The organism is Aeromonas sp. s4 (assembly GCF_040907855.1).
Classification (GTDB): Bacteria; Pseudomonadota; Gammaproteobacteria; order Enterobacterales; family Aeromonadaceae; genus Aeromonas; species Aeromonas caviae.
In genome coordinates this window covers 1-26500 of sequence record NZ_JBFOCP010000020.1, presented here as the reverse complement: position 1 = coordinate 26500, position 26500 = coordinate 1, and the positions used below count along the sequence as shown (strand labels likewise).

General features: G+C 62.7%; 21 protein-coding genes and 1 pseudogene. 12 read left to right on the top strand and 10 right to left on the bottom strand.

The window, feature by feature from the left end; genetic code table 11:
* The first annotated feature begins 188 nt into the window (after nucleotides 1-188).
* Entirely contained in the window at nucleotides 189-1838 is a 1650-nt protein-coding gene (locus AB5Y89_RS05645) for a methyl-accepting chemotaxis protein (RefSeq protein WP_368223071.1), read from the top strand.
* A gap of 80 nt (nucleotides 1839-1918) precedes the next feature.
* Here the strand turns inward: AB5Y89_RS05645 and AB5Y89_RS05640 are convergent, their stop codons facing one another.
* Nucleotides 1919-3652 (bottom strand): formate--tetrahydrofolate ligase, encoded by a 1734-nt coding sequence (locus AB5Y89_RS05640; RefSeq protein ID WP_368223070.1) that lies wholly within the window; start codon nucleotides 3650-3652, stop codon nucleotides 1919-1921.
* A gap of 66 nt (nucleotides 3653-3718) precedes the next feature.
* Between AB5Y89_RS05640 and AB5Y89_RS05635 the strand changes: the two genes are divergently transcribed.
* Entirely contained in the window at nucleotides 3719-4120 is a 402-nt protein-coding gene (locus AB5Y89_RS05635) for a hypothetical protein (RefSeq protein ID WP_010674174.1), read from the top strand.
* 8 nt (nucleotides 4121-4128) lie between these two features.
* Here the strand turns inward: AB5Y89_RS05635 and AB5Y89_RS05630 are convergent, their stop codons facing one another.
* Complete coding sequence (locus tag AB5Y89_RS05630) at nucleotides 4129-5031, bottom strand: LysR family transcriptional regulator (protein ID WP_039038856.1); 903 nt, start codon at nucleotides 5029-5031, stop codon at nucleotides 4129-4131.
* A gap of 109 nt (nucleotides 5032-5140) precedes the next feature.
* On the opposite strand from AB5Y89_RS05630, the gene AB5Y89_RS05625 reads away from it, so the two are divergent.
* The 4 genes from AB5Y89_RS05625 (at nucleotide 5141) to AB5Y89_RS05610 (ending at nucleotide 8050) form a co-directional block, all read left to right on the top strand.
* Entirely contained in the window at nucleotides 5141-5701 is a 561-nt protein-coding gene (locus AB5Y89_RS05625) for a YceI family protein (RefSeq protein WP_010674176.1), read from the top strand.
* Nucleotides 5701-6435 (top strand): hypothetical protein, encoded by a 735-nt coding sequence (locus tag AB5Y89_RS05620; RefSeq protein WP_109112719.1) that lies wholly within the window; start codon nucleotides 5701-5703, stop codon nucleotides 6433-6435. Before AB5Y89_RS05625 ends, AB5Y89_RS05620 begins: the two co-directional genes overlap by 1 nt.
* 185 nt (nucleotides 6436-6620) lie before the next feature.
* Complete coding sequence (locus AB5Y89_RS05615; protein ID WP_103259839.1) at nucleotides 6621-7742, top strand: adenosylhomocysteinase; 1122 nt, start codon at nucleotides 6621-6623, stop codon at nucleotides 7740-7742.
* A complete protein-coding gene (locus AB5Y89_RS05610; protein WP_010674179.1) occupies nucleotides 7739-8050 on the top strand; it encodes a SelT/SelW/SelH family protein in 312 nt (103 codons plus the stop codon). The genes AB5Y89_RS05615 and AB5Y89_RS05610 overlap by 4 nt, the downstream gene beginning before the upstream one ends.
* 63 nt (nucleotides 8051-8113) lie before the next feature.
* Here the strand turns inward: AB5Y89_RS05610 and AB5Y89_RS05605 are convergent, their stop codons facing one another.
* Together AB5Y89_RS05605 and pepT are read right to left on the bottom strand one after the other, a co-directional pair.
* On the bottom strand, nucleotides 8114-9838 hold the full coding sequence (locus AB5Y89_RS05605; protein ID WP_368223068.1) for a lysophospholipid acyltransferase family protein: 1725 nt from the start codon (nucleotides 9836-9838) through the stop codon (nucleotides 8114-8116).
* A 105-nt stretch (nucleotides 9839-9943) separates the two neighbouring features.
* A complete protein-coding gene (gene pepT, locus AB5Y89_RS05600) occupies nucleotides 9944-11170 on the bottom strand; it encodes a peptidase T (RefSeq protein WP_045525358.1) in 1227 nt (408 codons plus the stop codon).
* 1025 nt (nucleotides 11171-12195) lie between these two features.
* Between pepT and speA the strand changes: the two genes are divergently transcribed.
* Together speA and AB5Y89_RS05590 are read left to right on the top strand one after the other, a co-directional pair.
* A complete protein-coding gene (speA, locus tag AB5Y89_RS05595; RefSeq protein ID WP_042882536.1) occupies nucleotides 12196-14097 on the top strand; it encodes a biosynthetic arginine decarboxylase in 1902 nt (633 codons plus the stop codon).
* A gap of 256 nt (nucleotides 14098-14353) precedes the next feature.
* Nucleotides 14354-14542: a hypothetical protein gene (locus AB5Y89_RS05590; RefSeq protein WP_010674183.1), complete on the top strand. Its 189-nt coding sequence runs from the start codon at nucleotides 14354-14356 to the stop codon at nucleotides 14540-14542.
* Nucleotides 14543-14587: 45 nt separating this feature from the next.
* Here AB5Y89_RS05590 and AB5Y89_RS05585 read toward each other — a convergent pair whose 3' ends face one another.
* Entirely contained in the window at nucleotides 14588-14875 is a 288-nt protein-coding gene (locus AB5Y89_RS05585; RefSeq protein ID WP_049636330.1) for a hypothetical protein, read from the bottom strand.
* Between the two features lie 164 nt (nucleotides 14876-15039).
* The gene (locus AB5Y89_RS05580) at nucleotides 15040-17148 is read right to left on the bottom strand and encodes a putative bifunctional diguanylate cyclase/phosphodiesterase (protein ID WP_368223065.1); all 2109 of its coding nucleotides are present in this window, start codon (nucleotides 17146-17148) and stop codon (nucleotides 15040-15042) included.
* Nucleotides 17149-17596: 448 nt separating this feature from the next.
* Between AB5Y89_RS05580 and AB5Y89_RS05575 the strand changes: the two genes are divergently transcribed.
* On the top strand, nucleotides 17597-18184 hold the full coding sequence (locus tag AB5Y89_RS05575) for a histidine phosphatase family protein (RefSeq protein ID WP_052814946.1): 588 nt from the start codon (nucleotides 17597-17599) through the stop codon (nucleotides 18182-18184).
* A 48-nt stretch (nucleotides 18185-18232) separates the two neighbouring features.
* Here the strand turns inward: AB5Y89_RS05575 and AB5Y89_RS05570 are convergent, their stop codons facing one another.
* Nucleotides 18233-21376, bottom strand: a complete 3144-nt coding sequence (locus tag AB5Y89_RS05570) for a DUF3427 domain-containing protein (protein WP_368223062.1) — start codon at nucleotides 21374-21376, stop codon at nucleotides 18233-18235.
* Between the two features lie 153 nt (nucleotides 21377-21529).
* Here AB5Y89_RS05570 and AB5Y89_RS05565 point away from each other — a divergent pair, with 153 nt between their 5' ends.
* Both AB5Y89_RS05565 and AB5Y89_RS05560 read left to right on the top strand, forming a co-directional pair.
* Nucleotides 21530-21997, top strand: a complete 468-nt coding sequence (locus AB5Y89_RS05565; protein WP_069784868.1) for a hypothetical protein — start codon at nucleotides 21530-21532, stop codon at nucleotides 21995-21997.
* A 110-nt stretch (nucleotides 21998-22107) separates the two neighbouring features.
* On the top strand, nucleotides 22108-22476 hold the full coding sequence (locus AB5Y89_RS05560; protein ID WP_368223061.1) for a VOC family protein: 369 nt from the start codon (nucleotides 22108-22110) through the stop codon (nucleotides 22474-22476).
* A 24-nt stretch (nucleotides 22477-22500) separates the two neighbouring features.
* Here the strand turns inward: AB5Y89_RS05560 and AB5Y89_RS05555 are convergent, their stop codons facing one another.
* Together AB5Y89_RS05555 and gdhA are read right to left on the bottom strand one after the other, a co-directional pair.
* Nucleotides 22501-22704, bottom strand: coding sequence for a DUF3955 domain-containing protein (locus tag AB5Y89_RS05555; RefSeq protein ID WP_043156523.1), 204 nt, complete (start codon nucleotides 22702-22704; stop codon nucleotides 22501-22503).
* A gap of 143 nt (nucleotides 22705-22847) precedes the next feature.
* Nucleotides 22848-24191, bottom strand: coding sequence for an NADP-specific glutamate dehydrogenase (gene gdhA / locus AB5Y89_RS05550; protein ID WP_263309522.1), 1344 nt, complete (start codon nucleotides 24189-24191; stop codon nucleotides 22848-22850).
* A 571-nt stretch (nucleotides 24192-24762) separates the two neighbouring features.
* Between gdhA and rluF the strand changes: the two genes are divergently transcribed.
* The gene (rluF, locus tag AB5Y89_RS05545; RefSeq protein ID WP_368223059.1) at nucleotides 24763-25776 is read left to right on the top strand and encodes a 23S rRNA pseudouridine(2604) synthase RluF; all 1014 of its coding nucleotides are present in this window, start codon (nucleotides 24763-24765) and stop codon (nucleotides 25774-25776) included.
* An 86-nt stretch (nucleotides 25777-25862) separates the two neighbouring features.
* Here the strand turns inward: rluF and AB5Y89_RS05540 are convergent.
* A pseudogene (locus AB5Y89_RS05540) lies at nucleotides 25863-26500 on the bottom strand (MFS transporter); the annotation flags it as partial.

The window sequence follows — 26500 nt, the reverse complement described above, 5'->3', positions numbered from 1 at the left end:
AGTTGTGACCGTGCCGGTCGCTATGGCTCTGTGTGTTGTCGGACGGTCTGGTTGACGCCGACACCCCCGGGCCGCCCTTGTGCGCGCCGACAGGGACGAGATGTGCTGCCAAGGAGGGTAGTGAAGGCGCAGGCCAGGCCAGGCCTGCGCCCAGCAATGCCACTTGTTTTCCCCATGCAGGACATGCCATGAACACCATGACGATAGGCAAAAAACTTACCGCCGGCTTTGCCGTACTCGGCCTGATGATGGCCTTTATCGGCGGCTTCTCGCTGTTTGAATTCAGCAAGATGAACCGCGCCGCCATCGGCTTTACCGACAGTATCCTGCCCGCCGTCGTGCGCACCAGCACCCTCGGCGAGACCATCAATGCCCTGCGCCGCTACGAACTGGATGTCTTCCTGGTGGCGGACGATGCCCAGCAGAAGGCCCACTATCGCAACGAGAGCGAGAAGAGCCTGCAAGAGGCTGCGCGCCAGATAGTGGCCCACGATGGCACCATCTGGGCGGAGGATCGGGAGGAGCGCCGCGCCTTTGACATCGTCAAGGCGGACTGGGAGCGATATGTCGCCCTGCACCAGCGCATCCGGCAGATGCAGGACTCGGGACAGATGGCCGAAGCCCGGCACCTCTTCATGGGGGAGGGGGTCACCCTCTACACCACCCTGAGCAAGTCGGTGGGGGATCTCATCCGCATCAACCACGGCTACTCCGTGGGCTCCCGCGCCGAGGTGATCGCCGCCTTTGACAGCGCCAAGCTGAGTGTGACCCTGGCCCTGGTGATCGGCCTGGCCCTGGTTGTCGCCCTCTCCGTGGTGCTGACCCGCCAGATCCGTGACCCGCTCATCATGCTGGCCCGTCAGGCCCAGCGCATTGCGAGCGGCGATCTCGGTCGGGGCGAGCTGCAGGAGTGGGTCCGCGGCAACCGCTTCAACCGCGACGAGCTGGGTCAGCTGGGGTCGGCCATCGACCGGATGCAGGGGGCACTGGCAGAGCTGGTGAGCGAAATCTCCGGTTCGGTGAGCCAGCTCAGCAGCGCGGTAGAGGAGGTGAGCGCCATCTCCGAGCAGTCCGCCAAAGGCATGGCAAGCCAGCAGGGAGAGGTCTCTCAGGTCGCCACCGCCATGAACGAGATGCAGTCCACCGTCAATGAGGTGGCTCGCAACACCACGGACGCCATGGGGGCGGCCAAGCAGGCTTCCCGCACCTCCACCCAGGGCAACCAGGTGGTGCGCAGCGCCATCGGCAGCATAGAGCAGGTCTCCCGTCAGATAGAGCAGGCCGGGAGCGTGGTGCAGCAACTGGAGACCGACAGCGCCAGCATCAGCATGGTGCTGGACGTGATTCGCGGCATCGCCGAGCAGACCAACCTGCTGGCACTGAATGCGGCCATCGAAGCGGCCCGGGCTGGCGAGCAGGGGCGTGGCTTTGCGGTGGTGGCAGACGAGGTGCGCAGTCTGGCCCAGCGCACCCAGGCGTCCACCGCCGAGATCAGCAAGATGATCGAAGTGCTTCAGGAGCGCACCGCCGAGGCGGGCAGCGCCATGCAACTGAGCCGTCAGCAGATGCAGGAGAGCGTGGAGCTGGCGCGGGAGGCGGGGAGCAGCATCGACAGCATCAACGGTGCCGTCACCCAGATCACCGACATGAACACCCTGATCGCCACCGCCACCGAGCAGCAGAACGCGGTCACCGAGGAGCTCAATCGCAGCATCGTCAAGATCCACACCGCCGCCGACGAGAATGCCCAGGGGGCGCAGCAGACCGCCCAGGCCTGCGTCGAGCTGAGTAGGCTGGCCACCTCGCTGCACCATATGACCCAGCGCTTCACCCTCTGAGTCTTGCTGTCACCCGGCACAGCGCAGAAGGCCCCGCCGATTGGCGGGGCCTTGTTGTTTCTGGCTGGACCTGGGCGCCGTCAGCTCAGGCCGACAATCTCCCCGTCATCGTCGATGTCGATATGGCGATAGGCCGGCAGGCTGCCCAGGCCCGGCATGGTCATGATGGGGCCTGCCAGGGCATAGACGAAGCCTGCCCCCGCGCAGAGTTTCACCTCCTCGATGGGCACCTCGAAGTCCGTCGGCACGCCCTTCCTGGCCGGGTCATGGCTGATGGAGAGCGGCGTCTTGGCCATGCAGACGGGCAGGTGATCCTGGCCCTCTGCCGAGAGTCTGGCCAGTTGCTGGCGCGCCTTGTCCGAGAGGGTGACGCCCCGGCCGCCATAGCCGCACTCCACCAGGGTGGCGAGCTTGGCGGCAAGGCTCATCTCATCGGGGTAGAGCAGCCTGACCTCACTGGGCTGCTTGCAGGCCGCCACCACGGCGTGAGCCAGATCCGCCGCACCCGCGCCACCATCAGTGAAGGCCCGGGAGAGGGCGACGCCACAGGCACTGGCCTGGCGCGCCGCCGCCTCCAGCAGGGCCAGCTCGGCGTCGCTGTCGGTGGGGAAGCGGTTGATGGCGACCACCACGGGCACCCCGTAACGGCGGGCGTTGTGAATATGCCAGGCGAGGTTGGCGCACCCCGCTGTCAGGGTGGGCAGATCTTCCCCTTGCAGGCTGGCCGGCAGCGGCTGGCCCGGCCGGATGTCGAGCAGGCCGCTGTTGGCCTTGAGGCCGCGCACCGTGGCCACCAGCACCACGCAGGCGGGGGCGAGGCCGGATTGGCGATACTTGATGTTGAAGAACTTCTCCAGCCCCATGTCGGAGCCAAAACCCGCCTCGGTCACCACATAGTCGGCAAGACCCAGCGCCATGCGATCGGCGATGACGGAGGAGTTGCCGTGGGCGATGTTGGCAAAGGGGCCGGCGTGGACCAGCACAGGGGTCTGCTCCGTGGTCTGCATCAGGGTGGGCTTGAGGGCGTCTTTGAGCAGCACCGTCATGGCCCCCGCCACTTCCAGCTGCTCGGCGGTGATGGGCTGGCCGCGCTGGTCGAGGGCGAGCTGGATGCGGCCGATACGCGCGCGCAAGTCCTTGAGATCCCTGGCCAGCGCCAGAATGGCCATCAGCTCGGAGGCGGCGGTGATGACGAAGCGATCGGGGCGCTCGACACCATCGGCAGCGCCGCCTTGGCCGAGGGTGAGGTGGCGAAGCGCCCGGTCGTTCATGTCCAGGGTGCGGGGCCAGAGGATGTTGGCCGGGTCGATATCGAGCCGCGCCAGGCCGGTTCTGGCGCTGAACTGGTCACCGAGTTTGCGTTCATGGAACAGGCGGGCATCGAGGGCGGCAGAGGCCAGGTTGTGGGCGGCGGTGAGAGCGTGAAAATCCCCGGTGAGGTGCAGGTTCATCTCCTCCATCGGCACCACCTGGGCCATGCCACCCCCGGCGGCGCCCCCCTTGACCCCGAAGACGGGGCCGAGGCTCGGCTGGCGAATGGTGGCGATGCTGGGCTGGCCGATGTGGTTGAGCCCCATGGAGAGGCCGATCGTGGTGACTGTCTTGCCCTCCCCAAGGGGGGTGGGCGTGATGGCGCTCACCAGCACCAGCTTGCCGGGCTCGCGGGTGGGGGCGTGATGGAGCAGCGCGAGGTCGAGTTTGCCCTTGTAATGGCCGTGGGGGTGGAGATGGGCGGCCGCTATGCCGAGCTGTGCTGCCACCTCGGCGATGGGCAGGCGGGGGGACTGGCGGGAGATCTCGATATCGCTTAGCATCAGCACCTCGTTGGCATGTCAGGTCAAATATGCGGCGAAGTCTAGAGGAATCAACAGGGTAATCCAATGAGCAATACTATTTTATCCGGCAGTCGTGAGCCCCATCAAAGCCCCATCCTGTTGGATCTCAACGCCCTCTATCACCCGCCCAAACGGCCCCTCACCGCCCTTGGCATCGTCAGCGCCTTCATCCCGCTCTTTGGTTACGGCTGGCAGGCGATGACCCAGGATCCCGAGACCCACTTTCGCCACGAGCTCGGCAAGCGCATCAACAAGCACAAGAGCGACGAGGCAAACCTCGCCCTGATGATGCAGTTGGCGGCCATGCTGGATTGCCACTGCCTGCACGTCACCCTGCCCTATGCGCTGGGGGAGGCCGAGCTCGCCGCCTTGCGCCAGCGTCTGCCACGCTGGCAGATGAGCCAGCAGGATCACCTGCTGGTGGCCGAGCTGATGCCCACCCCCTGAGCCCGGGCTCAGGTCTCCCTGTCCCAGTAGTGGGGCGCCAGATAGCGCTCCTGCACGAATTCGATGAAGCAGCGCACCTTGGCCGACACGAAACGGCGGTGCGGATAGAGGGCATAGAGCCCCACCTGCCCCTTCTCCCACTCCAGCAACAAGGGGACCAGCGCCCCCGAGCGCAGCGCATCCCCCACGATGAAGGTGGGCTGCAAGATGATGCCCTGGTGGTCGCAGGCGGCCCGGGTCAGGGCCACCCCGTTGTTGGCGCGAAGGGGTCCCTGGGGGCGAATGCTGTGCTCCTCCCCATCCCGTTTGAAGACCCAGTCCGGCTGGGTCAGGGTGTAGATGAGGCAGTCGTGCTGCTTGAGATCCTCCGGGGTCTTCGGCCTGCCCCGGCGGGCCAGGTAGTCGGGGCTGGCGCACACCACCATCTTCATCATGGCGAGCGGCTTGGCCACCAGGGAGGAGTCCGGCAGGTTGCCGATGCGCAGGGCCAGATCGAACCCCTCCTCCACCAGGGCCACCCGCCGGTCGCTGTACTCAATCTCGAGCTTCAAGTCCGGGTAGCGCTCGCGAAACAGGGGCAGGGCGGGGGAGAGGTGCAGGTAGCCGAAATCCATGGGCACCGAGAGCTTGAGGGTGCCCTGGGGCTGCTGGTTGTTGTGGGTGAGCTGGCTGTGGGTCTCTTCCAGCTCCGCCAGCAGGGCCAGGGAGCGCTGGTAGTAGAACTGGCCCGCCTCGGTGGGATTGACCTGGCGGGTGGTGCGCGACAGCAGCCGGGTGGAGAGGGACTCCTCGAGCTGCTGCATCAGCTTGGAGGTCATGGCGACCGAGATCCCGAGCTGATGGGCGGCCTTGGTGAAGCTCTGGCACTCCACCACCTTGATGAAGGTGCGCATGGCGGCTATCTGATCCATATTCCACTCTCGGTTGATAATTATTTTAATAAATCGATGATTATCTATTCTCGATAGGAGGTTAGCATTTTGGACACCGTTGTGAACCCCCAATGAAGGAACGATCGGAATGAAAATGACCAAGGCCCTGCTGGCCTCTTGCCTGTTTATGGCGGCTCCCCTGATGGCTGCCGATTACGATGTCGATGCAGCGCACACCACAGTCCAGTTCAAGGTGGGCCACCTCGGCTTCTCCGAACTGGTCGGCCGGTTCAACACCTTCAGTGGCACCTTCAGCATGGACGACGCCAACCCGGCGGCGGCCAAGGCGAGCTTCGAAATCGATGCCGCCAGCGTGGATTCCAACCACGAGGCCCGCGACAAGCACCTGCGCAGCCCCGACTTCCTGGACGTGAAGCAGTACCCCAAGATGACCTTCGTCAGCACCGGCTATGAAGGCACCAAGGACAAAGGCGTACTCAAGGGCACCCTGACCCTGCACGGCGTGTCCAAGGACGTGGCCTTCGACCTGGTCCACATCGGCGAAGGCAAGGATCCCTGGGGCGGCTACCGCAGCGGCTTCAACGCCACCACCACCATCAAGCGCAGCGAGTTCGGCGTGAACTACATGGTGCCGAACATCCCTGACGAGATGACCATCAACCTGTTCGTTGAAGGCGTGCGCAAGTAATGGGCGCAGCACTCCTGCTTCAAACCCTGGCGGCTCCTTTAGGGGCCGCTTTGCTGTCGTGGCGCTGGCCGCGGCTGGGCTATCTGTGGGGTGCCCTGGGGATCTGGCTGGTGGGTTGCCTGCTGGGCGGTGCCTATGGCCTGCCGGTCAAGGCGTGGCAGTGGCTGCCGCTGACCCTGCTGGTGCCCGCCCTGACCCAGGGTACCAGCAAGGGGATCGCCCTCGCGCTGTTCGGGGTGCTGGGCGCCCTGGTGTGGTGGCAGGGGCTGGCCTCCGTGCTGGCGAGCGAGCCCGGGATCTGGCTGGCCCTGCTGCCCGCCATCCTCTGGTCTGGCTGGACGAGCTGGCGTGGTGACAGCGAGGAGGGGCTCGGCTTCGCCCTGGCCTTCATCTGGCTGGCGCTGGTCATCGGCATCGATGGCAGCCTGCTCATCGCCCAGCTGACGGGGGCCCTGGCCGCGTTTGCCGGATTCCGTGCCCTGCTCGGCGCCTTTGCAGGGGTCAAGGTGATCCCGGCTGCCCTGGGGCTTTCACTCGCCTTCGTGCAGATGCTCGCCTGGCAGTACGTGGAAGTGCCCCTGCTGGTGCTGCTGCCGGTCTGGCTGTTGCCGCTGTTGGAACGTGCCCTGCACGGGCGCCCGGGACTCTCTCGCTGGGGGGTCTTGATCCTGGTGGCGGCCGTCGGTGCCGGAGTGAGTCTGTGGTGGGTATGGCCAGAGGCGTCACTTTACTGATTTCTGCATGAAAAACAGGCTATTACCTTAGAAATTGATGGGCTTGTCAAAGTCTGGACAGATAAAGATTGAGACCCATGGTGCTTTCGGATAAAAAGGATTTTCAATTATCTGGATACACACAGAACCCGGCTATGCCGGGTTCTGTTTGCCTGCTTTCCCGCGGCACGCTAAGGAGGCCACAGTTGCACAGTCAGGGATCTGAGCATCTGTTTTTTCGCCATTTCACCGAACAGGGATGTCTTGGGGATCTCTGCATCCTGCTGGTGACCCACCTGCTTCCCGACAGACCCGACTTCATCCAGGTGCTCGATCGGGTGGGCCGGGTCGGTGCCATCCTGCCCAAACCCAAGTCCGTGCACGGGCCGACGCTGGCCTGGGCCCAGCAGCACTACCCCGTGCTGCCCCTCAATCGCCACTGGACCTCGGATCCCGGTGAGGTGATCGCCCAGATTGCCCCCCTGGTGATGTCCCACGAGCGGCTCATCATCCTCGACATCGGCGGCTACTTCGCCAAGAGCCAGGCGGTACTGGCCGAGCACTTTGGCGCCCGCTTCATCGGGGTGGTGGAGATGACCGAGAACGGCCATCAGCGCTACGAACAGGAGTCCCTGGCGGCCCCCGTCATCTCGGTGGCCCGCAGCCCCCTCAAGCAGGCGGAAGATATCCAGATCGGCCTGAGCGTGGTCTACTCCGCGGAGTCCCTGGCGCGTACCCTGAGGCGTACCTTCAATGTCTGCCAGGCCGCCCTGTTCGGCTATGGCAAGGTGGGGCGCAGCATCGCCCGGGAACTGCGCTGTCGCAACCTGCATCTGGAGCTGGTGGAGACGGATGCCCTGCGCCAGGTGGAGGCGCTCTCCCACGGCTTCAAGCTGGTGAACAAGGCCGAGGCCCTGGGCCGCGCCGAGCTGGTGATCTGCTCCACCGGCAACGGCTCCCTCGACATCACCGATCTGCAGGCCCTGCGCCCCGGCGCCATGCTGGCCTCGGTCACCTCCGCCGACGACGAATTCGCCTTCAGCCTCGCCCAGCTGCCCTGGCCGAGCGAGGAGGTGTGTCCCCATGTGCTGGCCCTGACCCGGCCGGACGGCAGCACCATCTTTTTGCTCAACCGGGGGGAGGCGGTCAACTTCGTCCACGGCGCCGTCATCGGCGAATATGTCTACCTGGTGCTGGCGGAGATCATCGAAGGGGTGCACCAACTGGCCCATCAGGCATCCACCCCGGGCCTTCACGAACTGCCCCAGGCCACCATGCAGCGCATTGCTCGCCACTGGTTGACCGATTTTCACGGAGTCACCCCATGACAGACACTCATTTGCCCCTCGCGAAACCGCGCATCGAAATCCGTTACTGCACCCTCTGCCGCTGGATGCTGCGGGCCGCCTGGCTCGCCCAGGAGCTGCTCTCCACCTTCGACGGCGAACTGGGAGAGGTGGCCCTGGTGCCCGCCAGCAAGGGGGAGTTTCGTATCCTGGTGGACGGGGTGCTGGTGTGGGACAGGGTGGCCGACGAGGGCTTCCCCGAGGCCAAGGAGATCAAGCAGCGGGTGCGGGATGTCATCGCCCCGGAGCGGGATCTCGGCCATGCGGATCGCAAACCCGCAGCCGAGTAGGCGGCATCACCCATAATGTGAAAGAGGGAGGCGCAGGCCTCCCTCTTTCGTTGCGGCCCCCGGTCAACGGTCGCCAGATGTGACCAGCGCTTCCCCGGCGGGGAGGCCGATATAGCGGGCCCGCTTGTGGGGCTTGATGCGGCTCACGTCCACCCACACCAGGCCGTCGATGCAGTGGTTGAAGTCCGGGTCGATGCCAAAGTCCATGAACTGCACGCCCCCCGGCTCGCACAGCTCGGCGTACTGCTTGTAGAGGGTGGGAATGGCGCAGCCCAGGTTGTCGAGCCCGGCCTTGAGCACCTTGAGGTCATCCCCGTAATCGCGCCCCTCGAACAGCGTCGGTGTGGCGGGATAGGGGCGGCGGGAAGGGGCGAGGGCAAGGGTGGGGGCGAAGTGCTGGCGATAGAAGCTCACCAGCAGATCCTTGGCCGCCGGCGGCAGGCTGCCGGAGAGGGTGACGGGCCCGAACAGGTAGCGGTATTGGGGATAGCGGGCCAGATAGGCCCCGATGCCGAACCAGAGGTAATCGAGCCCCCGCTTGCCCCAGTAGGCGGGCTGGATGAAACTGCGGCCAAGCTCGATGGCCTGTTCCAGCCGGGGTAGCAGCTTCTCTTCGAAGCCGAACAGGGTGTGGCTGTAGAGGCCATCCAGCCCCTTGCTGGCCAGCCGTTCGGCCACCGGGGCGAAACGGTAGGCGCCGATGATGTCGAGGCGGGCGGGATCCCAGAGGATGAGGTGGTGATAGTCATCGTCGAAGGCATCGAGATCCCGCCGCTTGCCCGAGCCTTCCCCCACCGCCCGAAAGGCGATCTCCCGCAGGCGCCCCAGCTCACGCAGGATCACCGAGTGGCTCTGCTCGTGGCGGCGATAGAGCAGGATGCGCTGGCCGTCCGGGGTCTGGCCGAGCAGCTCGCACCCGTCGATGGCCTGTTTCAGCAGGCGGCGATCCTCCGGCAGGGCGATGGGGGCCTCGGTCTGCAACCGTCCTGCCTTGCCCCGAGCGATTCGGTAGAGGTGGCCGCGCACCAGCCGGGCCGCCGTCTTGGCCGGCAGCTCCTGAAAACTGGCGAGGGGAATGCGCGCCCCTATGGTCACCGGCAGCGTCTGCCCCTGCTGGCGAAACAGCTGGCGTACCAGCAGCAGGGCGGAGGCGGGCTTGTTGAGCCAGGAGGCGAGATAGAACCAGAGGCTGTTGCGCCCTCCCAGGTGAATGGGCACCAGGGGCGTTCGGCTGCGCTGGGCCAGCTTGATGAAGCCGGCCTGCCAGGGGCCATCCTTCACCCCCTTGGGACCGAGGCGGGAGACCTCGCCTGCGGGGAAGATAACCAGGGCCCCGTCGGCGGCGAGGTGTTCGTTCATGGCGAGGATGGCCTGCCTGTCGGTCTTGCCCCCCAGGTTGTCCACCGGCAATAGCAATGGGCGCAGCGGCGCGAGCTGGGCCAGCACCTGGTTGGCCACTATCTTGACGTCGGGGCGGATGCGCCCGATGAGGCGCAGCAGGGCCAGCCCGTCCAGGGAGCCGATGGGGTGGTTGGCGACAAGAATGACCCGGCCGCTGGCGGGAATGTGCTCGAGCTCGGCCTCGCTCACCCGGTAGTCGAAGTGGAGCTCGGTGAGGGCCTGCTCGACGAAGTCCAGACCGCGCAGGTGGGGATGGCGCGCGGCAAAGCGGGTGAAGGCCTCTTCGTGCAGCAACCAGCTCAGCCCCTGCCTCATCAGGGGGCGGAGGCGGGGCTGGCTGGCGAGGCGGGGCAGGTGCTGCCCCAGCAGGGTATCGACGTCGAACATGGGCAAGGCTCCGCTGAACTTTGCCCCAGCTTGACGCCCCTGCGTGCCTTTCGTGTGTCGGTTGGGTGACGGTTTGATGACGGGGCGAGCCCCGTCCTTGCCCCCTTACTCTGCCCGCCAGGCAGAGGTGAGGCGCACCAGCGCCACCAGGGTGGCGACCGCTTTTTCCATGGATTGCAGGGGGATGAACTCGTGCTTGCCGTGGAAGTTGTGGCCGCCGGTGAACAGGTTCGGGCAGGGCAGCCCCATGAAGGAGAGCCGGGCGCCGTCGGTGCCGCCGCGAATGGGTTTGATCTTGGGCACCACGTCGGCGGCCTCCATGGCGGCTTTGGCCAGCTCGACGATGTGGGGATGGGGCGCTATCTGGCTGCGCATGTTGCGGTAGTTGTCCGCTATTTCCAGGGTGATGCGCGCCCTGGGGGCGTCCAGTTGCAGGGAGGCGACCCGCTCCTTGAGCTGGGCCTTGCGGGCGGCGAAGCAGTCATCGTCGAAGTCGCGGATGAGGTAGTGCAGGGTGGTCTCCTCCACCGTGCCTTCCATCCGGGCCAGGTGGAAGAAGCCCTCATACCCCTGGGTGCACTCCGGGGTCTGCTCGGCGGGCATGGCGGCATGGAAGCGGGCGGCCAGGGTCTGGCTGTTGATCATGCTGCCTTTGGCGGTGCCGGGGTGGACGTTGTTGCCTGTGATGCGCACCGTGGCGCTGGCGGCGTTGAAGTTCTCGCATTCGAGCTCGCCGAGTTCGCCGCCATCCACCGTGTAGGCCCACTTGGCCGGGAAGCGGTCCAGCGGGAAGCGGTCGGCACCGCGCCCTATCTCCTCGTCCGGAGTAAAGCCGACCCAGACATCGCCACGGGGGATCTCGGGGTGAGCCTGCAGGTATTCCACGGCGGTGAGGATCTCGGCGATGCCCGCCTTGTCGTCGGCCCCCAGCAGGGTGGTGCCGTCGGTGGTGATGAGATCCTGCCCCAGGTAGTTTTTCAGAAAGCGGTACTGGCGGATGGCCAGCACCTCGTCCCCCTTGCCAAGGCAGATATCGCCCCCCTGATAGTTCTCGACTATCTGGGGAACGACGCACTCGGCCTCGTAATCGGCGGTGTCCATGTGGGCAATGAGCCCGATGGCGGGGGCATCCGGCTGGTTGCCCGGCAGGCAGGCGGTGAGGTAGCCATGCTCGTCCAGGGTGACCTGGCTCAGCCCCATCTGCGTCATTTCGTCGCACAGGGCCCGGGCGAAGAGGCGCTGTCCCTCGCTGCTGGGGCAGGCAGGATTGGTCGCATCGGAACGGGTATGAAAGGTGAGGTAGTGGAGAAAGCGCGAAAGCAGGGTGTTCATGGGCAAGCCTCGGGTCACGAAAGAGGAGTCATTGTGGCCAAGACGGCGGCGCCGCTTATTGCGTCAGCGCAGTTTTTGATGACTTTGTGGGGGAGAGGAGGGTCATCGAGGGGGAGGGGCAGGGATCATTGCTCGGTAGTTTGCATAAAAATTCCAAAATAAAAACTGGTTAAGCAATTGCGAAAAAGCTGAATTTCCCCTCGGCCCAGCGCTGGCAAGGGGTGACCCAAAAAGCGTGACGTGTTGGTTATTTTCATCACCTCGCCCACGCACTCCCATCCCCCGCCATCCCAGAGCCCGCCTTGCTGGCAGCGAGATTTTGCCCCCCGATGAAAACCCGTTTTTTAACACGATTTTTTATTGTCACTGGCTGCGGTAAGTGTGTACACTCCGCGCCGATCCGAGGGCAACCCTGCGCAGGCCGTGTCCGCCAGACCCGCAGGATCATGACGCCTATAGGGCGAGGCACGCAGAAACGACAGACACTGCTGGGGAATGGTTTCTTTAATACCGGTTAGGCTCCGGTATCAGGGAGAACAACGGACTCTCATCTTTCAGCTGACCGAGTGGGCTTCGGGCTCATCATCTCCCTTGTCATGGGCGGTCACTGGCGTTGAGCGGGTCGTAGTGGTTGTCGTCCATCAACACGATGCGTGCTGACGTCTTCCCTTCTCTTCCTTGAAACCCTCTCCTGTCCGTCGGGATGGCTGCCGAATGATGAACAAACGGCGTGGCTGATGCCGATTGTCATCAAAGTACCGCGGTACGCCGGCAAGGTGTTACCGCATACCGTTGAGCTTGATGTAAAGCCACCAGCCCCACATCAAGACTCGTTACTTCCCAAGATCCACCAGGCAGCCTTGGCTTGCCGCGATGTGCAATGAACAGGATGTGGCGGAGCATGCTCCGTTGCGGGTCCAACGTCAGCAGGCCGCTCTGGCTTGCCGCATTTTGCAATCAATGGTCTGGATGTGATTGAGGGTAACGAAGGCGGCCCACGGCCGCTCATTTGCGAGGCATAGCCCATGACTAACTGGTCCAGCAAGGACTCCTTGAAGGTCTACAACGTTCCCTACTGGGGTGCGGGTTTTTTCAATATCAATGACGCCGGTCATGTGACCGTCTCTCCCGACAAGTCTCGCCCCGAGGCTCAGATCGTGCTGTCCGAGGCCATCGAGCAACTGCGCCAGTCCGGGCTGACCACGCCGGTGTTGCTGCGTTTCCCCGACATCCTCAAGAGCCGGGTCGATGCGCTGTTCAACGCCTTCGGTCAGGCCATCGAAAAGTCAGGCTATGAAGGGGATTACCTGTGCGTTTACCCGATCAAGGTAAACCAGCAGCGCCGCGTCATCGAGACCATCAGTCAGTCCTACAGCGACAAGCCCCGGCTTGGGCTGGAAGCGGGCTCCAAGCCCGAGTTGCTGGCCGTGCTGTCCCATCATCATGAGCAAGGGTCCGTGATCGTCTGCAACGGTTACAAGGACCGCGAATACATCCGCCACGCCCTCCTGGGCAACCTGATGGGCCACAAGGTCTACATCGTGGTGGAGAAGCCCTCCGAGCTGGAAATGGTGCTCGACGAGTCAGCTCGTCTCAACATCAAGCCCAACATCGGGGTGCGCGCCCGTCTGGCGTCCACCGGCTCCGGCATGTGGGAATCGAGCGGCGGTTCCATGTCCAAGTTCGGTCTCTCCGCCTCCCAGATCCTGGCGCTGGTGGAGCGTCTGCGCAGCCTCGGCAAGCTGGACTGCCTGCAACTGCTGCACTTCCACCTGGGCTCCCAGATCGCCAACATCCGCGACATCCAGGGCGGCATCCGCGAGTGCGGCCGCTTCTACGCCGAGCTGTGCCGTCTTGGCGCCAAGGTCGAGGTGGTGGACGTGGGCGGCGGCCTGGGTGTGGACTACGAGGGCACCCGTTCCCAGAGCCACTGCTCCGCGAACTACAGCCTCTCCGAGTACGCCAACAACGTGGTCTGGGGCATCGGCGATGTCTGCCGCGAGTTCGACCTGCCGCACCCGACCATCATCAGCGAGTCCGGCCGTGCCCTGACTGCACACCACGCCGTGCTGGTCACCAACATCATTGGTGCCGAAGGGGTGGAGGTGAACGACATCAGCGCCCCGGACGAAGACGCGCCCACCATTTTGCAGAACATGTGGAAAGGCTGGCTGGACCTGCGCGGGGAAGATCCCTCCCTGCTGGAGATCTTCCACGACTCCGTGGCGGATCTCGGTGACGTCAACGCCCAGTACACCATGGGCCTCTTGAACCTGGAGCAACGTGCCTGGGCCGAGATGCTGCACCAAAACACCTGTCTGGCGCTCAAGGAGCTGCTGAACCCAGTCAACCGCAACCACCGCGCCCTGGCCGACGAACTCTCCGAGAAACTGGCGGACAAGTGCTTTGCCAACTTCTCCCTGTTCCAGTCCCTGCCGGATGCCTGGGGTATCGGTCAGGTGTTCCCGGTGATGCCGCTGGCCGGCCTCGAGCGTCCGCTCACCCGCCGCGGCATCCTGATGGACATCACCTGCGACTCCGACGGTCAGGTGGAGCACTACGTCGACGGTCTGGGGGTGGAAAGCACCCTGCCGATGCCGGTCTACGGGGAGCACGAAGAGTGCCATGTCGGCTTCTTCCTGGTGGGTGCCTATCAGGAGATCCTGGGGGATCTGCACAACCTGTTCGGTGACACCCACTGCGCGGAAGTGTGGCTGGATGAAGAAGGCAAGATGGACATCCGCAACGTGGTGCGTGGCGACACCGTCGACCAGCTGCTGCGTTACGTCAACATCGACCCGTCCGTGATCCGCGAGAACTACCAGCGCATCGTCTCCCACCCGGCGCTGGACGACGAGACCCGCAAGGCCCTGCTCGACGAGCTGGAGCTGGGTCTGCAAGGCTACGCCTACCTGGAAGACGAATAAGCCAGCGGCTTGTTCCCCGTCGGTCAAATGACGGACATGAAAAACGGCGCCTTCGGGCGCCGTTTTTGTTGTGCTGTTGCCTGGCTGGGGCCGGTTGGCGGGCTCTGTCATCCAGGCTGGCGGCATCCCGCCCCGGCCAGATCCGGCCACTGCCCGCTTCTGCCCGTCACCACCCTTGATCCAGGTCAAGGGGGACTCGGGCCGCTTATTTTACGGTCAAGAGTGATGTTGGTGAATGACACATAAGGATGTGCGTATGGAACTCAAGAGGGACCCGAGATGCTATACCGACGTCTGTATCGACGGTAAGTGGTATCACTACGATCACTGCAGCACTCACGTTTATATGCTGATGGGGGGCGCCGCCCCCAGCCTGCAGCTTGCCCATGAACCCGGCAGTGAAGAGGAGCTGGTGGAGATGCTCCGCCAGCACCCCCAACGCTGACTGCCTGCGGGCCATCGGGGGTATCGTCCCGGCGGCCCGCCTTGCTCAGCCCGCCTTGCGGCCCAGGATCTTATTGCCCATCTCCAGCAAGGCCGTTGCCGCCGCATAGGCCTCGTCTGACTTGCCTATCTCGTCCGCTACGTAGAGAAAACCGGATCTGTACTTCTCCACCGCCTCGCGGGGAGTGGCCGCGTCGATGAAATCCTCTTCCACCTCGAACCCTTGCGTCAGCAGCGCCTCCTTCTCCGTGAGGAAGGTGGGGGAGGCCATGTCGACATAGGTATATTGCTGACGGCGGGAGGCGGGGACGCTGAAGAACTGGTATCTGGCCATGGATGTGGCTCCTCTGAACGGGTGATCTGCCATGGGGGGCGCTCGATGCGCCCGGCAAGATAAAGGAGCATTCGAGTCTTGCAGCAGACTACCTTGAGTCGTGAAGGGACGCAATCGGGCTGGTGATGACCCTGGCGACATGGGCGCAGCGCCTCACCTGCTTGTCAGGCAAGCACACCTTCCAGCACCCGCTGGGGAGTCTCGGGAGCGCAGTGGACAAGCAGTTGCTCCCCGGTCATGGGGCGTCCGAGCAGGTAGCCCTGCAAGGTGTCGCAGCCCAGCTCGGTGAGCAGGTCCCGCTGCTCCGGGGTTTCCACCCCCTCTGCCACGATGCGCATCTCCAGGGCCTGACCCAGGGCTATGATGGCGGCGATGATGGTGGCATCGTCGCCTCCCCGCTCCAGGGTGGTGACAAAGCCCCGGTCAATCTTGAGCTCGTTGGCGGGGAAGCGCTTGAGGTAGAGCAGGCTGGAGTAGCCGGTGCCGAAGTCGTCGATGGAGATGCCAAGGCCGAGCTCGGCCAGACGGTTGAGGATGGCGAGGCTCTCCTCGGCCTTCTGCATGGCGGTGGATTCGGTGATCTCCAGGGTCAGGTGACGGGCCTCGAGCCGATGGCGGGCGAGGGCGCCCTGCACCTCCTCCAGCAACCCGGGGCTGGCGAGCTGGATAGTGGAGAGATTGACCGCCACGCTCCAGTCGTGATGACCCGCCGCCCGCCAGGCGCTCATCTGGCGGCACGCCTCGTCGATGACCCAGTTGCCGATGGGGATGATGAGCCGGCTCTTCTCCGCCAGCGGCAGGAAGCTGGCCGGCGAGACGGCACCATGCTCCGGGTGCTGCCAGCGCAGCAGGGCCTCGGCGCCGACCACCTGGCCGCTGCGGGCACAGTATTTGGGCTGGTAGTGCAGGGCCAGCTCCCCCCGCTCCAGGGCGTGTTGCAGCTCCTTGTGCAGCAGGAACTGCTGGTGGGCGTTGGCGTTCATGGCGCTGTCGAAGTAGTAGTAGTCGTTGCGCCCCTGCTCCTTGGCGTAATACATGGCGGCATCGGCGTTGAGGGTCAGCTCGTGCAGGCTGGTGCCATCCTGGGGATAGACGGCAATGCCGATACTGGCGGTGATGTGCAGGCTGTGGTGCTCCCACTCATAGGGCTGGGCCAGGGTGGTCAGCAGCCGCTCGGCAAAGGCCGTGGTCTGGCTCACATCCCCCGGCGCCAGTGCCAGCACGAACTCGTCCCCGCCAAAGCGCGAGGCGGTGTCGCTGGCTCCGAGCAGGCCGGTGATGCGCTGGGCCACCTCGGCCAGCAGCAGATCCCCGGTGTGGTGGCCGTGGGCATCGTTGATGATCTTGAAGCCGTCGAGATCGAGAAACAGCAGGGAGAAGCTGCGCTGGCTGTGCTGACACTCCTGGATGCGCTGCTCCAGCCGGTCGGCAAACAGCAGCCGGTTCGGCAGCCGGGTCAGGCTGTCATGGAGCGCCAGCTTTAGCAGCTCGTCGTGGGCCTGATGCAGGGAGGTGGAGAGCCTGGCGGCGTGGGCATCCAGCATGGAGAGTACGAAGGCGATGGCGAACACCGCCAGGGTCACTATGATGACCACGGTTGCCAGCCACTGGGTATTGAGACCGGTGTAGAGGGCCCCGCACAGGCTCTCTGCGGGGAACTGGGCCGCCGCCATGCCGGTGTAGTGCATGCCGATGATGGCCGCCCCCATCACCAGGGAGGCGAGGGCCTTGCTGAAGAAGGCGCGGGGCGAGCTGTTGCGCAGGCGAAACGCTATCCAGAGCGCGGCACCCGAGGCGAATACCGCGATAAGGATGGAGAGGATGAAAAGCCCAGGCAGGTAGTGGATGCCGGGCGCTATCTTCATGGCCGCCATGCCGATGTAGTGCATGGTGGCGATGCCGGCCCCCATCAGCACGGCCCCGAACAGGATCTGGTGCCAGGGGAGCTGGGGACGACTCACCAGCCAGAGCGCAAAGGCCGAGGAGCCGATGGCCGCCACCAGGGAGAGACCGGTGAGGGTCAGATCGTATCCCAGCGCGATGGGCAGGTTGAAGGCGAGCATGCCGATAAAATGCATGGACCAGATGCCGAGCCCCATGGCGAAGGCTCCCCCCGCGAGCCAGAGCACGGCGGCCCGTCCCCGACTCTGGCTCACCCGGCTGGTCATGGTCAGCGCCGTGTAGGAGGCGAGCACCGCCACCAGGATGGAGAAGAACACCAGATCCTGGCTGTAATAACTGTCGAGCATGGGGTGGGTTGGGGTCACGTTCATTTACTCTGGGGTACATCAGGGCCTGAGCCTGGGCCGGGTCAGGGGAAATCGGGTGGCAGATTGTACACCAGGCGTCCCTGTCGTGAGCCAGAGATACGTACCAAAATGGCCCCCGGATCAGAGCAAAAACTCTGTCTTTTCTGGCTTTGGCCGCCATCCTGTGACCGATAAACCGGCACATCCCCATTTTATTCCGTCTGAACAACAAGATAGGGGAGCATGGGGCGCTTGCCACGGCGCTGGCGGGCCCGTGGCGAAGGCGTGTGGTATGCGCACAAGGCGCCTGTGCGATAAAGGCGCGCACCCCCTGTCGTCCTTTCACGATAGCCGCAGGCCATGCGCTCAAGGAGTCAGCACAAGCCTGCATCCTCCGGGTCTTGGTTGACCCGGTACATCTGTTATCATCTTCCCCCTGTTTTCTTATCTCGTTGACTCTGCTGGAGAAACCATGTCTCGAACCCTCTATTTGCTGCGCCATGGCCAGACCCGTTACAACGCCGAATTGCGGTTGCAGGGGCGTTGCAACTCCGAGCTGACCCCCAGGGGAGAAGCCCAGGCCCTCGCCATGGGGGCCCGTCTGGCCAAGCTCCTGACCGAGCCCACCGACTGGACGATCTACGCCAGCCCCCTCGGCCGGGCACGGCAGACGGCGGAGCGGGTGTGTCAGCAGCTTGGCTTGGACCAGGAGCGCATCATCTGGGACGAGCGGCTGGTGGAGCTGGGGATGGGGGAGTGGGAGAGTCGCCGGGTACCCGAGCTGCTGGCGGCCTACCCCGAGCTGGATCTGGAGGAGCCGGACTGGTATCTGCGGGCTCCCCATGGTGAGAGTTTTGAGAGCATTCAGCGCCGGGCCCGGCAATGGCTTGAGGACGAGCACATTGCCGAGCAGGCCATCGTGGTTTCTCACGGTCTCTTTGGCGCCATGCTGCGCGGCGCCTATGTGGATCTGGACTACACCACCACCTGGCTGCAGGAGCTGCCGCAGGATGCCTTCTTCAAACTGAGCGGTGGCCGCATAGAGCGGATTGCCTGCTGACCACACGAAGGCGGCCCGCCGTGGGTGGGCCTTGTTGTGATGGGTCGCTCAGCCAACTGCCAATTTGGCCGCTTCTTTCCACATAAAAGGCGGCATTGGGGTCATTAGGCGCCATTTGATGTTCATCGGTTGGCTGCCGCTGTGGGATACGTACTCCACCTCACCAAAGTTCACAAAGCCAAGGGTGCGGCCAAATTCATCTTTGCTCTGCTCACGAACGAACAGAAACAAACGCTTACCTTCTGCTCTGTGGTTTATGTAACTCAGCCCCTTACCTCGCTCTGGGCGAGCGCTGTTTTGGCTCTGCCAATGGAACAGCGACTCATTAATGGCGTAGTCGTGATAACGGGTGGTGGGGGAGAAGTGCTGCTCCGTTTTGTTCAAGGTCACGAACAGCAACTCGATATTTTGCTCTGCGATGACATAGACCCCTTCGCGAGCCGTGGGTTGCTGCGCGAAGGTGGTCGCGCCAAAGCCAACCAGTACCTGCTCTCTGGCATAACGGGCATGCAGTTGCAGTGGATTGCCGGGAAGGTCAGGCATGGCCAGTTGCTCGTGTTGCACCCGGTTGATCAGCATGGGCAACAGATCTGCCAGCTCGGCCCTCAACTCAGGTTGATTGAGTTGTTTCAGGCTGTGCGCCAACGTTCTAAAGCCTGCGTTGGGGCCGCTTTGTTGCCAGAAGTCGTAATGGCACATTAAGGCCATCCGCTCATCGTGTTCAGCCGTTAAGGTAAAGGCGCTTTCCACCAAGGTTTGTAAGAAGTTCAAGTAATGGAGCGCATCGCAGCCCAATAGCCGGGTTTTGATGGCCCGGGTGTAGAGGGTCGACAGCTTCTCATCGCTCATTTCAGAAACGGCATGGTTGTGGGCCTGTTTGACCAAGGCGCTCCAATTGCCGCGCTTGTAGATCTCCTCAAGGCTGATATGAGGGTAGAACTTCAGAAAATTCGCCAGTGTCAGCGGTAAATCGCAATCCTGTGAGAAACGGCGGATCAGACCCATGAGGCGCGATGTATTGAGAGTCGCCTTTTTGATATTGCTCAGAATTAACTCTTGGGTCTGTTTTGAGAGCTCGATACGGCAGCCCAAGGGGGCGTGAGGGAAGCCCTGTTTGATCTCGTGGCTGATCGCTTTATTGGTTTTACCCACCAGTGCCCGGAATTTCTGGGCAAAGTCATACTCCGCACAGGCATTCCCAACAAAGTCCAATACGGTGCAGCACTCTTTATCGCTCGCCAGTCGCAGGCCGCGCCCCAATTGCTGCAAGAAGATGGTGAGGCTTTCCGTTGGTCGTAAAAACAGCAAGGTATCGACTTCCGGGATATCAACCCCTTCGTTGAAGATGTCCACCACGCAGAGAATATTGATAACACCGGTACGCAAATCTTGTTGCTTACTATGTCGCTCGTCTCGGTTATCGCTGGTGAGGATGTCAGCCTTGATGCCCTTCAATAAAAATGCTTTGCACATAAAGTTGGCATGTTCACGGCTCACACAAAATGCCAGTGCTTTGATCTTGGTAATATCGGTGACGATCTCATTGAGGCTCTGGACTATCTTCTGTACCCGCTGCTGATTGTGGGTATAGATATTGGTGAGCTCAGTGATGTCATAACGGCCATTTTTCCAAGTCACTTGGCGCAAGTCAGTATCATCATCGATACCAAAATATTGGAATGGACAGAGATGGCGACGATTGATGGCCTCGGGCAAGCGGATTTCTGCTGCGATGACACCACAAAAGTCTGCAAGAATATCACCGCCATCATGGCGCTCTGGCGTTGCGGTTAATCCCAACAGAATCTGAGGTTCAAAGGCGGCGAGCAGACCGCGATAACTGGCCGCCGCAATATGGTGAACCTCATCAATGACAATGTAATCGAAATAGTCTTGGCTAAGACGTAAATTAGCCAGCTGGTTATTCAAGGATTGCACCGAGGCAAACAGCTGACGGTAGTGGGTTGGCAAGGCGCCGCCGACCAAGAGTTCGCCAAAATTGGATTGCTTGAGCACTCCGCGGTACGAGGCTAATGCTTGGCGCAAGATCTCCTCTTTGTGGGCGACAAACAGAAACTTTGCATCGGGTTTGGTTTTCAAAAAACGCGCAAAATCAAAGGCGGAGATCAGAGTTTTCCCTGTACCGGTAGCCGCTACCACCAAGTTACGAAAGCGCTGGTGTAAAGCGCGCTCCATCGCCAATTGTTCAAGGATCTCCAGTTGATGGGGAAACGGCGTGATATCAAAGAAATAGGCAGGGTTATTTCTGTCCCCATCCCCACGGGCCTCTTGCAGTGCATGCTGCAATTTTGTACGGCTTTCGAGCTTGCCATCGAATAGCTCAAAATCATCGGACTCCCAATAGGTTTCAAAGGTACTCAGGGATTTCTCGATAATATGTGGGATCTCTTGCGAGGTGATTTTTAGGTTCCACTCCAAGCCACTGGTGAGGGCAGAGTGAGAGAGATTGGAGGAACCTATATAGCCGGTATGAAAGCCGGTATTTCGGCAAAAGAGATAGCTCTTGGCATGCAACCGCTCGCGCTGGGTGTTATAGCTGAGTTTGACTTCGGTATTTGGGAGGCTGGCTAAAAATTCAACTGCCTTGGCGTCGGTCGCCCCCATATAAGAGGTGGTAATTACTTTTAATTGGCGGCCGCTGCGAGTGAACTCTTCCAGCTCATGACGGAAAATACGGATACCTGCCCACTTGATAAATGAGACCAGCCAGCAGATGCTATCTGCCGATAATATTTCCCGTTTAATCTCTGACTCCATCGACAAACCCGCATTGCTGCCGCAGAACAGCTCACTTTGCGTTAGACCGGTCAGAGGAAAAATATCTTCGGCATATTGCTTTAAATTGGCAGAGATGGGGTTATCCAACTGGTAGAGCGCCGTCAGAATTTTTCCCTGACTGTCGATAAGGTTCTCGCCAATAAAGTCTGGGTCTTGTATGCGATCTTTTAGCCAAAGCAATAACTGGTTAGCCAGCTCAATCTGCCGTTGTAATGGGTCATCGCCAGTGACCGAGCCTACTGCATATTCCAACACACGAGTTAGGAATCGTGATAACCAGACTGAGGCCTCCGCAGACTCCAGTTGTCGTTCCCCGATGTAGAAATGCGATCGATCTAGTCTTGATGCCAACAGTTGTGTGATGAGTTGTTCATAAATACCACATTGCTGCATGGTGACTGACCTTGAATTTTGTGCATAAGGGGAGTAGGCAGGGTATCATTTTTTTTAGCTAAATCAGTAAGCTGTTATCTAATTTTGCCCATTTGAAGATCTATCTAGCCATGGGCGGCGAAGATAGAGAGGGCGAACCACAGGGAGGTGGTGATGGATCCAATTTCTTATCTTTTTTCGGCTTATCTCAATCTGGTGCAGCAACAGGTGACGGATATCTATGGCACCGAGCTAAAAACGCTGGTAGTGCCCTATGAGGGAGAGCAGGTTCCCTTCTCTTTCCAGCTCTGGCAGATAAAACAGCAAAGTGTCTGCCGTCCCTACGAGCAAGATGTGCGGCGCTTCAGTCAGTGCACAGTCAAGGCGCAGGCACTGTTTGGCAAACTGTGCGATGACCTGACACGGCAAGACGACAGCAGTTGGCAGCTTCCCAAGTACCGCACCATGTACTGCTCGGCCGCCATCGGCTATCGCCCCATGATCGCGGAGATCGCCGATGCCCAGCAGAGCCCGGAGAAGCTCGCGGAGCGGGCCTGCAATCAGGCCATTCTGGCGGCCATGGAGAGCGACGACGAAACCCTGCTGGCCCAGCGTGACAAGGCGTGCGCCGCCGTGCGTTAAGGTATTTCCTTAGTCAAAATAAGTGGTTAGCCCCCCTGTGCACCATGCCACAGTTTCTATTGAGGCGGGTGGGTATGATGGTGCGGCAATCACCATGACAGGGAGCAAGCATGATAAGTCATATCGACCATCTGGTATTGACGGTCAGCGACATTGAGCGGGCGGTGGCGTTTTACAGCGGCGCTTTCAAGATGGAGCCCATCACCTTCGGGGCGGGACGCCGGGCGCTGCGCTTTGGCAACCAGAAGATCAATTTGCAGTTGCTGGGGGAGGAGGTGCGCAACCGGGCGCAGGTGGGGGCGGGGGATCTCTGCCTCATCACCCGCTGGCCCCTGGATCAGGTGATGGCCCAACTGGCGAGCCAAGGAGTCGAGATAGTGGAGGGGCCTGTGATGAAAAGCGGTGCCTGTGGTCCCATCGAATCGGTCTATTGCCTGGACCCGGATCGGAACCTCATCGAGATCAGCCGCTATTGCTGAGTTCCTGGCACCTTGCGGTTTGTGTCATTGCTCCCTGGTGCGCCCCTTGCGCAGCAGAGGGATCACGGTGAGCACCATGCCGGTGAAGAGCAGCAGATAGCCCAGGGGCAGCAGGGCAAAGGGCTCGTGCAGGAAGCCCTGGGCATCGAGGGTGGAGCCCAGCAGGTTGAATGCCACAAAGCAGCCGAGCCCGGCCAGGATCAGCAGGGCACCTATTTTCATCGTCATCTTGTTATCCTCGTCAGCGAGATGGAACGGATGGGAGACTTTCATGCCTGGGTGAAGAGAGTGTGAAGTCGCGCCAGGCACCAAACACAACGGCAGCCCGAGGGCTGCCGTTGTGTTGAGGGGGAAGCCCCGGGCCAAGGCGCTCAGCAGACCCCTTGCGCCAGCATGGCGTCGGCCACCTTGACGAAGCCTGCAATATTGGCGCCGCTCTCGTAGTTCACATGGTCAGCATCCTGACCGTAACGGACACAGGTGGCGTGGATGCTGGTCATGATCCCCTTGAGGCGAGCGTCCACCTCCTCCCGGCTCCAGGAGAGGCGCTGGGCATTCTGGCTCATCTCGAGGCCCGAGGTGGCAACCCCGCCGGCGTTGGCCGCCTTGCCCGGGGCGAACAGCACCTTTGCTTCGTGGAAGAGGCGGATGGCGGCGGCGCTGGAGGGCATGTTGGCCCCCTCGGCCACCAGCTGCACGCCGTTGGCAATAAGCTGCGCCGCATCTTCGGCATCCAGCTCGTTCTGGGTGGCGCAGGGGAGGGCGACGTCGGTCGCCAGGTGCCAGGGGGTACGGCCGCTGAAGAACTCGAGCCCGAGCTCATGGGCGTAATCGGCGACCCGCTTGCGCTGCTCGTTTTTAAGCGCCATCAGGCGGGCCAGCTTCTCGGGGGTGAAGCCGTCCGGATCATAGACGGTGCCGCCGGAGTCGGAGGCGGTGATGACGCGGGCGCCGAGGGCCATCGCCTTCTCGATGGCGTACTGGGCCACGTTGCCCGAGCCTGACACCGAGACCCGCAGGCCATCGAGGGACTGGCCGCGATGGGCCAGCATGGCGTCGACAAAGTAGAGCAGGCCGTAGCCGGTGGCTTCCGGACGAATGAGGCTGCCACCAAAGGAGAGTCCCTTGCCGGTGAAGACGCACTCGGCGCTGTTGGTGAGCTTCTTCATCATGCCCGCCATGTAGCTCACCTCGCGCCCGCCCACCCCGATGTCGCCCGCCGGTACGTCGGTGTTGGCCCCCAGGTGGCGATAGAGCTCCAGCATCAGGGCCTGGCAGAAGCGCATCACCTCTCCTTCGCTCTTGCCCTTGGGATCGAAATCGCTACCCCCCTTGCCGCCGCCCATGGGCAGGGTGGTGAGGGCGTTCTTGAAGGTCTGCTCGAAGGCGAGGAATTTCAGCACAGAGAGATCCACCGAGGGGTGGAAGCGCATGCCGCCCTTGAAGGGGCCGATGGCGGAGCTGTGCTGCACCCGGTAGCCGCGGTTCACCTGCACCCGGCCCTGGTCATCCACCCAGCTCACCCGAAACTGCACCAGGCGCTCGGGCTCCACCAGTCGCTCCAGCAGGCCGTGTTGCAGGTAGCGGGGGTGGCGCTCCACATAGGGCCAGATGGAGGCGATCACCTCGCTCACGGCCTGGATGAACTCGGGCTGGTGAGGGTTGCGGCTGGCGACCTGGGCCAGGAAGGCCTCCTGGGAGAGGGAATGACTCATCTTTAACTCCTGTCGTGAATGATGAAAGTGGCGTCCTGCCAGAGAGGGGATCATGCCCGTCTTCAGGGTTCGCGGGGCTCAAGGGGCCCGTTGTTGCGCCCCGATGGGGGTGTCATTTCCCGTCGTCGGCGGGTCAGAGCAGATAATTCGCGATGACCAAAATCTTTTTATGCATTTTTGCTGGATAAATATCAAGCGTTAGATCATCTGGCTATCTGCCGAAGGCCGCACCCTATCTTCGGCGGCAGGGGCCCGGCCCATGAAGTGAGCACCATGAAGTGAAAAGAGGCGGGGAGTGCGCGGTGCAGCCCAATCAGGGCCGCGGCGTCACCGCACGCTGGATAATGGGGGGCCTGCTGCTGCATCAGGGGCAGCACCCCCTGTGAGCCAGCAGCCAGGGTGCGACGGGGCCGGGCGCGGGCGCGTGCAATGTGCTACTGTAGCGGCGTTTTTTGCCGAACATGCAGGGCGCAGGCCCTTATTTCATGGAGTTGTATGCAGACGAACCCGACCACAGCGCGGCTGATCCAGCCAGCCATTCTCAAGGCCCATCCGACCCGGGAGGTGACCCATGCTGGCCGATGAATCCATGCGCCTGAACAAATACATCAGCGAGAGCGGCATCTGCTCCCGTCGTGAGGCCGATCGTTTCATCGAGCAGGGCAACGTCTTCATCAACGGCAAGCGGGCCGGGGTGGGGGATCCGGTGTTTGCCGGGGATCTGGTCAAGGTCAACGGTCAGGTGATCGAGCCGCGCGGAGCCGACAGCCTGGTCTTCATCGCCCTCAACAAGCCGGTGGGCATCGTCAGCACCACGGAGGCGGGGGAGAAGGACAACATCGTCGACTTCGTCAACCACAGCACCCGCATCTTCCCCATAGGGCGCCTCGACAAGGACTCCCAGGGTCTCATCTTCCTCACCAACCACGGGGATCTGGTGAACAAGATCCTGCGGGCGGGCAACGATCACGAGAAAGAGTACCTGGTGACCGTGGACAAGCCGGTGACCGACGAGTTCGTCCGGGGCATGGCGGCCGGGGTGCCCATCCTCGGCACCGTCACCAAGAAGTGCAAGGTGAAGCGAGAGGCGCCCTTCGTGTTTCGCATCACCCTGGTGCAGGGGCTCAACCGCCAGATCCGCCGCATGTGCGAGCACTTCGGCTTCGAGGTGACCAAGCTCGAGCGCATCCGCATCATGAACGTCAGCCTCAAGGGGCTGCCGGTGGGGGAGTGGCGCGATCTCACCGACGACGAGCTGATCGAGCTGTTCAAGCTGATTGAGGACTCCTCCTCCGAGGCGAAACCGGCCAAGGGGGCTCAGGTTGCCAAGCCCAAGGCGGCTGCGGCCGGCACCCCGGCCCAGGGCAAGAAGCCGCGGCGCAGCGACGATCACGAGATTGGCGGGCGCCCCAATGTGCCGGGTCCCGAGGCCTTCGAGAAGAAGAGCCCCGCAGGCAAGGGCGGGGCGGGCAAAGGGGTTGCCAGCAAAGGGGCAGCAGGTAAAAGCGCGCCCGGCAAGGGGGGCAAACCCGCCCCGGGCAAACCGCGGCCAGGGCAGGGCGGGCGCCAGAAGAAGGGGCGCTGAGCGCCAGGCCTTCCCGCACCCTGATGAACAACACCGGCCAAGGCCGGTGTTGTGCTTTCTGGCCCCCAAGGCCGGTGCTCGCCGGATCAGGCAGGCTTGTGGCCTGCCGTCTGCACAGCCATGGCCTGCTTCGGGGGCAGGCCCATGGCCCTTGGGTAGTGGCGCGGGTTGAGACGCACCACCAGCAGGCTCATCAGGACCAGGGCGCCGAGCTGCCACTGCCAGGCGGCGGCGAAGTCACCGCTTGCATGGTGCAGGCGGGCCGCCACCCAGGGGCCGGTAGCCGCCACCATAAAGCCGACCCCCTGCATCAGGGCGCAGAGGGCACCCGCCCGGCGCGGGTCGGGCAGGTGATCCAGCGCAATCACCATGATGAGGGAGAAGCTTCCCCCAAGCCCGGCGCCGCACAGCAAGCACCAGAGCAGGGGGGCTGTCTGGGGAGCGAGCCAGAGGCCGCCAAAGCCCGCCAGCTGCATGGCGATGGCCAGCGCCATCCAGGGGCGGCGGTCCAGCCGACCGGCTGCCAGCAGAGGCAGGCCAAGGCCGCTCGCGGTCTGGGCCAGGGCGAGCCAGGCCACCAGCTCGCCCCCTTGCTGGGCGCTCCAGCCCGCCGCCATGTAGGCCGGGGCCAGCCAGGCCACGACGATGCCGTAGCCGCTGTTGATGATGCCAAAACAGGCGATGAGCAGCCAGGTACGGGGCAGGGGGAGCAGCCGCTGCTCCC

What these genes read in the sequence shown, in the direction of transcription:
- AB5Y89_RS05630 (WP_039038856.1), bottom strand. Translation starts at nt 5,031, where the DNA reads ATGGATCAGATAGCCGCCATGCGCACCTTCATCAAGGTGGTGGAGTGC.
- AB5Y89_RS05645 (WP_368223071.1), top strand. Translation starts at nt 189, where the DNA reads ATGAACACCATGACGATAGGCAAAAAACTTACCGCCGGCTTTGCCGTA.
- AB5Y89_RS05580 (WP_368223065.1), bottom strand. Translation starts at nt 17,148, where the DNA reads ATGAACGTGACCCCAACCCACCCCATGCTCGACAGTTATTACAGCCAG.
- AB5Y89_RS05610 (WP_010674179.1), top strand. Translation starts at nt 7,739, where the DNA reads ATGACAGACACTCATTTGCCCCTCGCGAAACCGCGCATCGAAATCCGT.
- gdhA (WP_263309522.1), bottom strand. Translation starts at nt 24,191, where the DNA reads ATGAGTCATTCCCTCTCCCAGGAGGCCTTCCTGGCCCAGGTCGCCAGC.
- AB5Y89_RS05585 (WP_049636330.1), bottom strand. Translation starts at nt 14,875, where the DNA reads ATGGCCAGATACCAGTTCTTCAGCGTCCCCGCCTCCCGCCGTCAGCAA.
- AB5Y89_RS05590 (WP_010674183.1), top strand. Translation starts at nt 14,354, where the DNA reads ATGGAACTCAAGAGGGACCCGAGATGCTATACCGACGTCTGTATCGAC.
- AB5Y89_RS05570 (WP_368223062.1), bottom strand. Translation starts at nt 21,376, where the DNA reads ATGCAGCAATGTGGTATTTATGAACAACTCATCACACAACTGTTGGCA.
- speA (WP_042882536.1), top strand. Translation starts at nt 12,196, where the DNA reads ATGACTAACTGGTCCAGCAAGGACTCCTTGAAGGTCTACAACGTTCCC.
- AB5Y89_RS05565 (WP_069784868.1), top strand. Translation starts at nt 21,530, where the DNA reads ATGGATCCAATTTCTTATCTTTTTTCGGCTTATCTCAATCTGGTGCAG.
- AB5Y89_RS05575 (WP_052814946.1), top strand. Translation starts at nt 17,597, where the DNA reads ATGTCTCGAACCCTCTATTTGCTGCGCCATGGCCAGACCCGTTACAAC.
- AB5Y89_RS05560 (WP_368223061.1), top strand. Translation starts at nt 22,108, where the DNA reads ATGATAAGTCATATCGACCATCTGGTATTGACGGTCAGCGACATTGAG.
- AB5Y89_RS05635 (WP_010674174.1), top strand. Translation starts at nt 3,719, where the DNA reads ATGAGCAATACTATTTTATCCGGCAGTCGTGAGCCCCATCAAAGCCCC.
- AB5Y89_RS05620 (WP_109112719.1), top strand. Translation starts at nt 5,701, where the DNA reads ATGGGCGCAGCACTCCTGCTTCAAACCCTGGCGGCTCCTTTAGGGGCC.
- AB5Y89_RS05625 (WP_010674176.1), top strand. Translation starts at nt 5,141, where the DNA reads ATGAAAATGACCAAGGCCCTGCTGGCCTCTTGCCTGTTTATGGCGGCT.
- pepT (WP_045525358.1), bottom strand. Translation starts at nt 11,170, where the DNA reads ATGAACACCCTGCTTTCGCGCTTTCTCCACTACCTCACCTTTCATACC.
- AB5Y89_RS05640 (WP_368223070.1), bottom strand. Translation starts at nt 3,652, where the DNA reads ATGCTAAGCGATATCGAGATCTCCCGCCAGTCCCCCCGCCTGCCCATC.
- AB5Y89_RS05605 (WP_368223068.1), bottom strand. Translation starts at nt 9,838, where the DNA reads ATGTTCGACGTCGATACCCTGCTGGGGCAGCACCTGCCCCGCCTCGCC.
- rluF (WP_368223059.1), top strand. Translation starts at nt 24,763, where the DNA reads ATGCTGGCCGATGAATCCATGCGCCTGAACAAATACATCAGCGAGAGC.
- AB5Y89_RS05555 (WP_043156523.1), bottom strand. Translation starts at nt 22,704, where the DNA reads ATGACGATGAAAATAGGTGCCCTGCTGATCCTGGCCGGGCTCGGCTGC.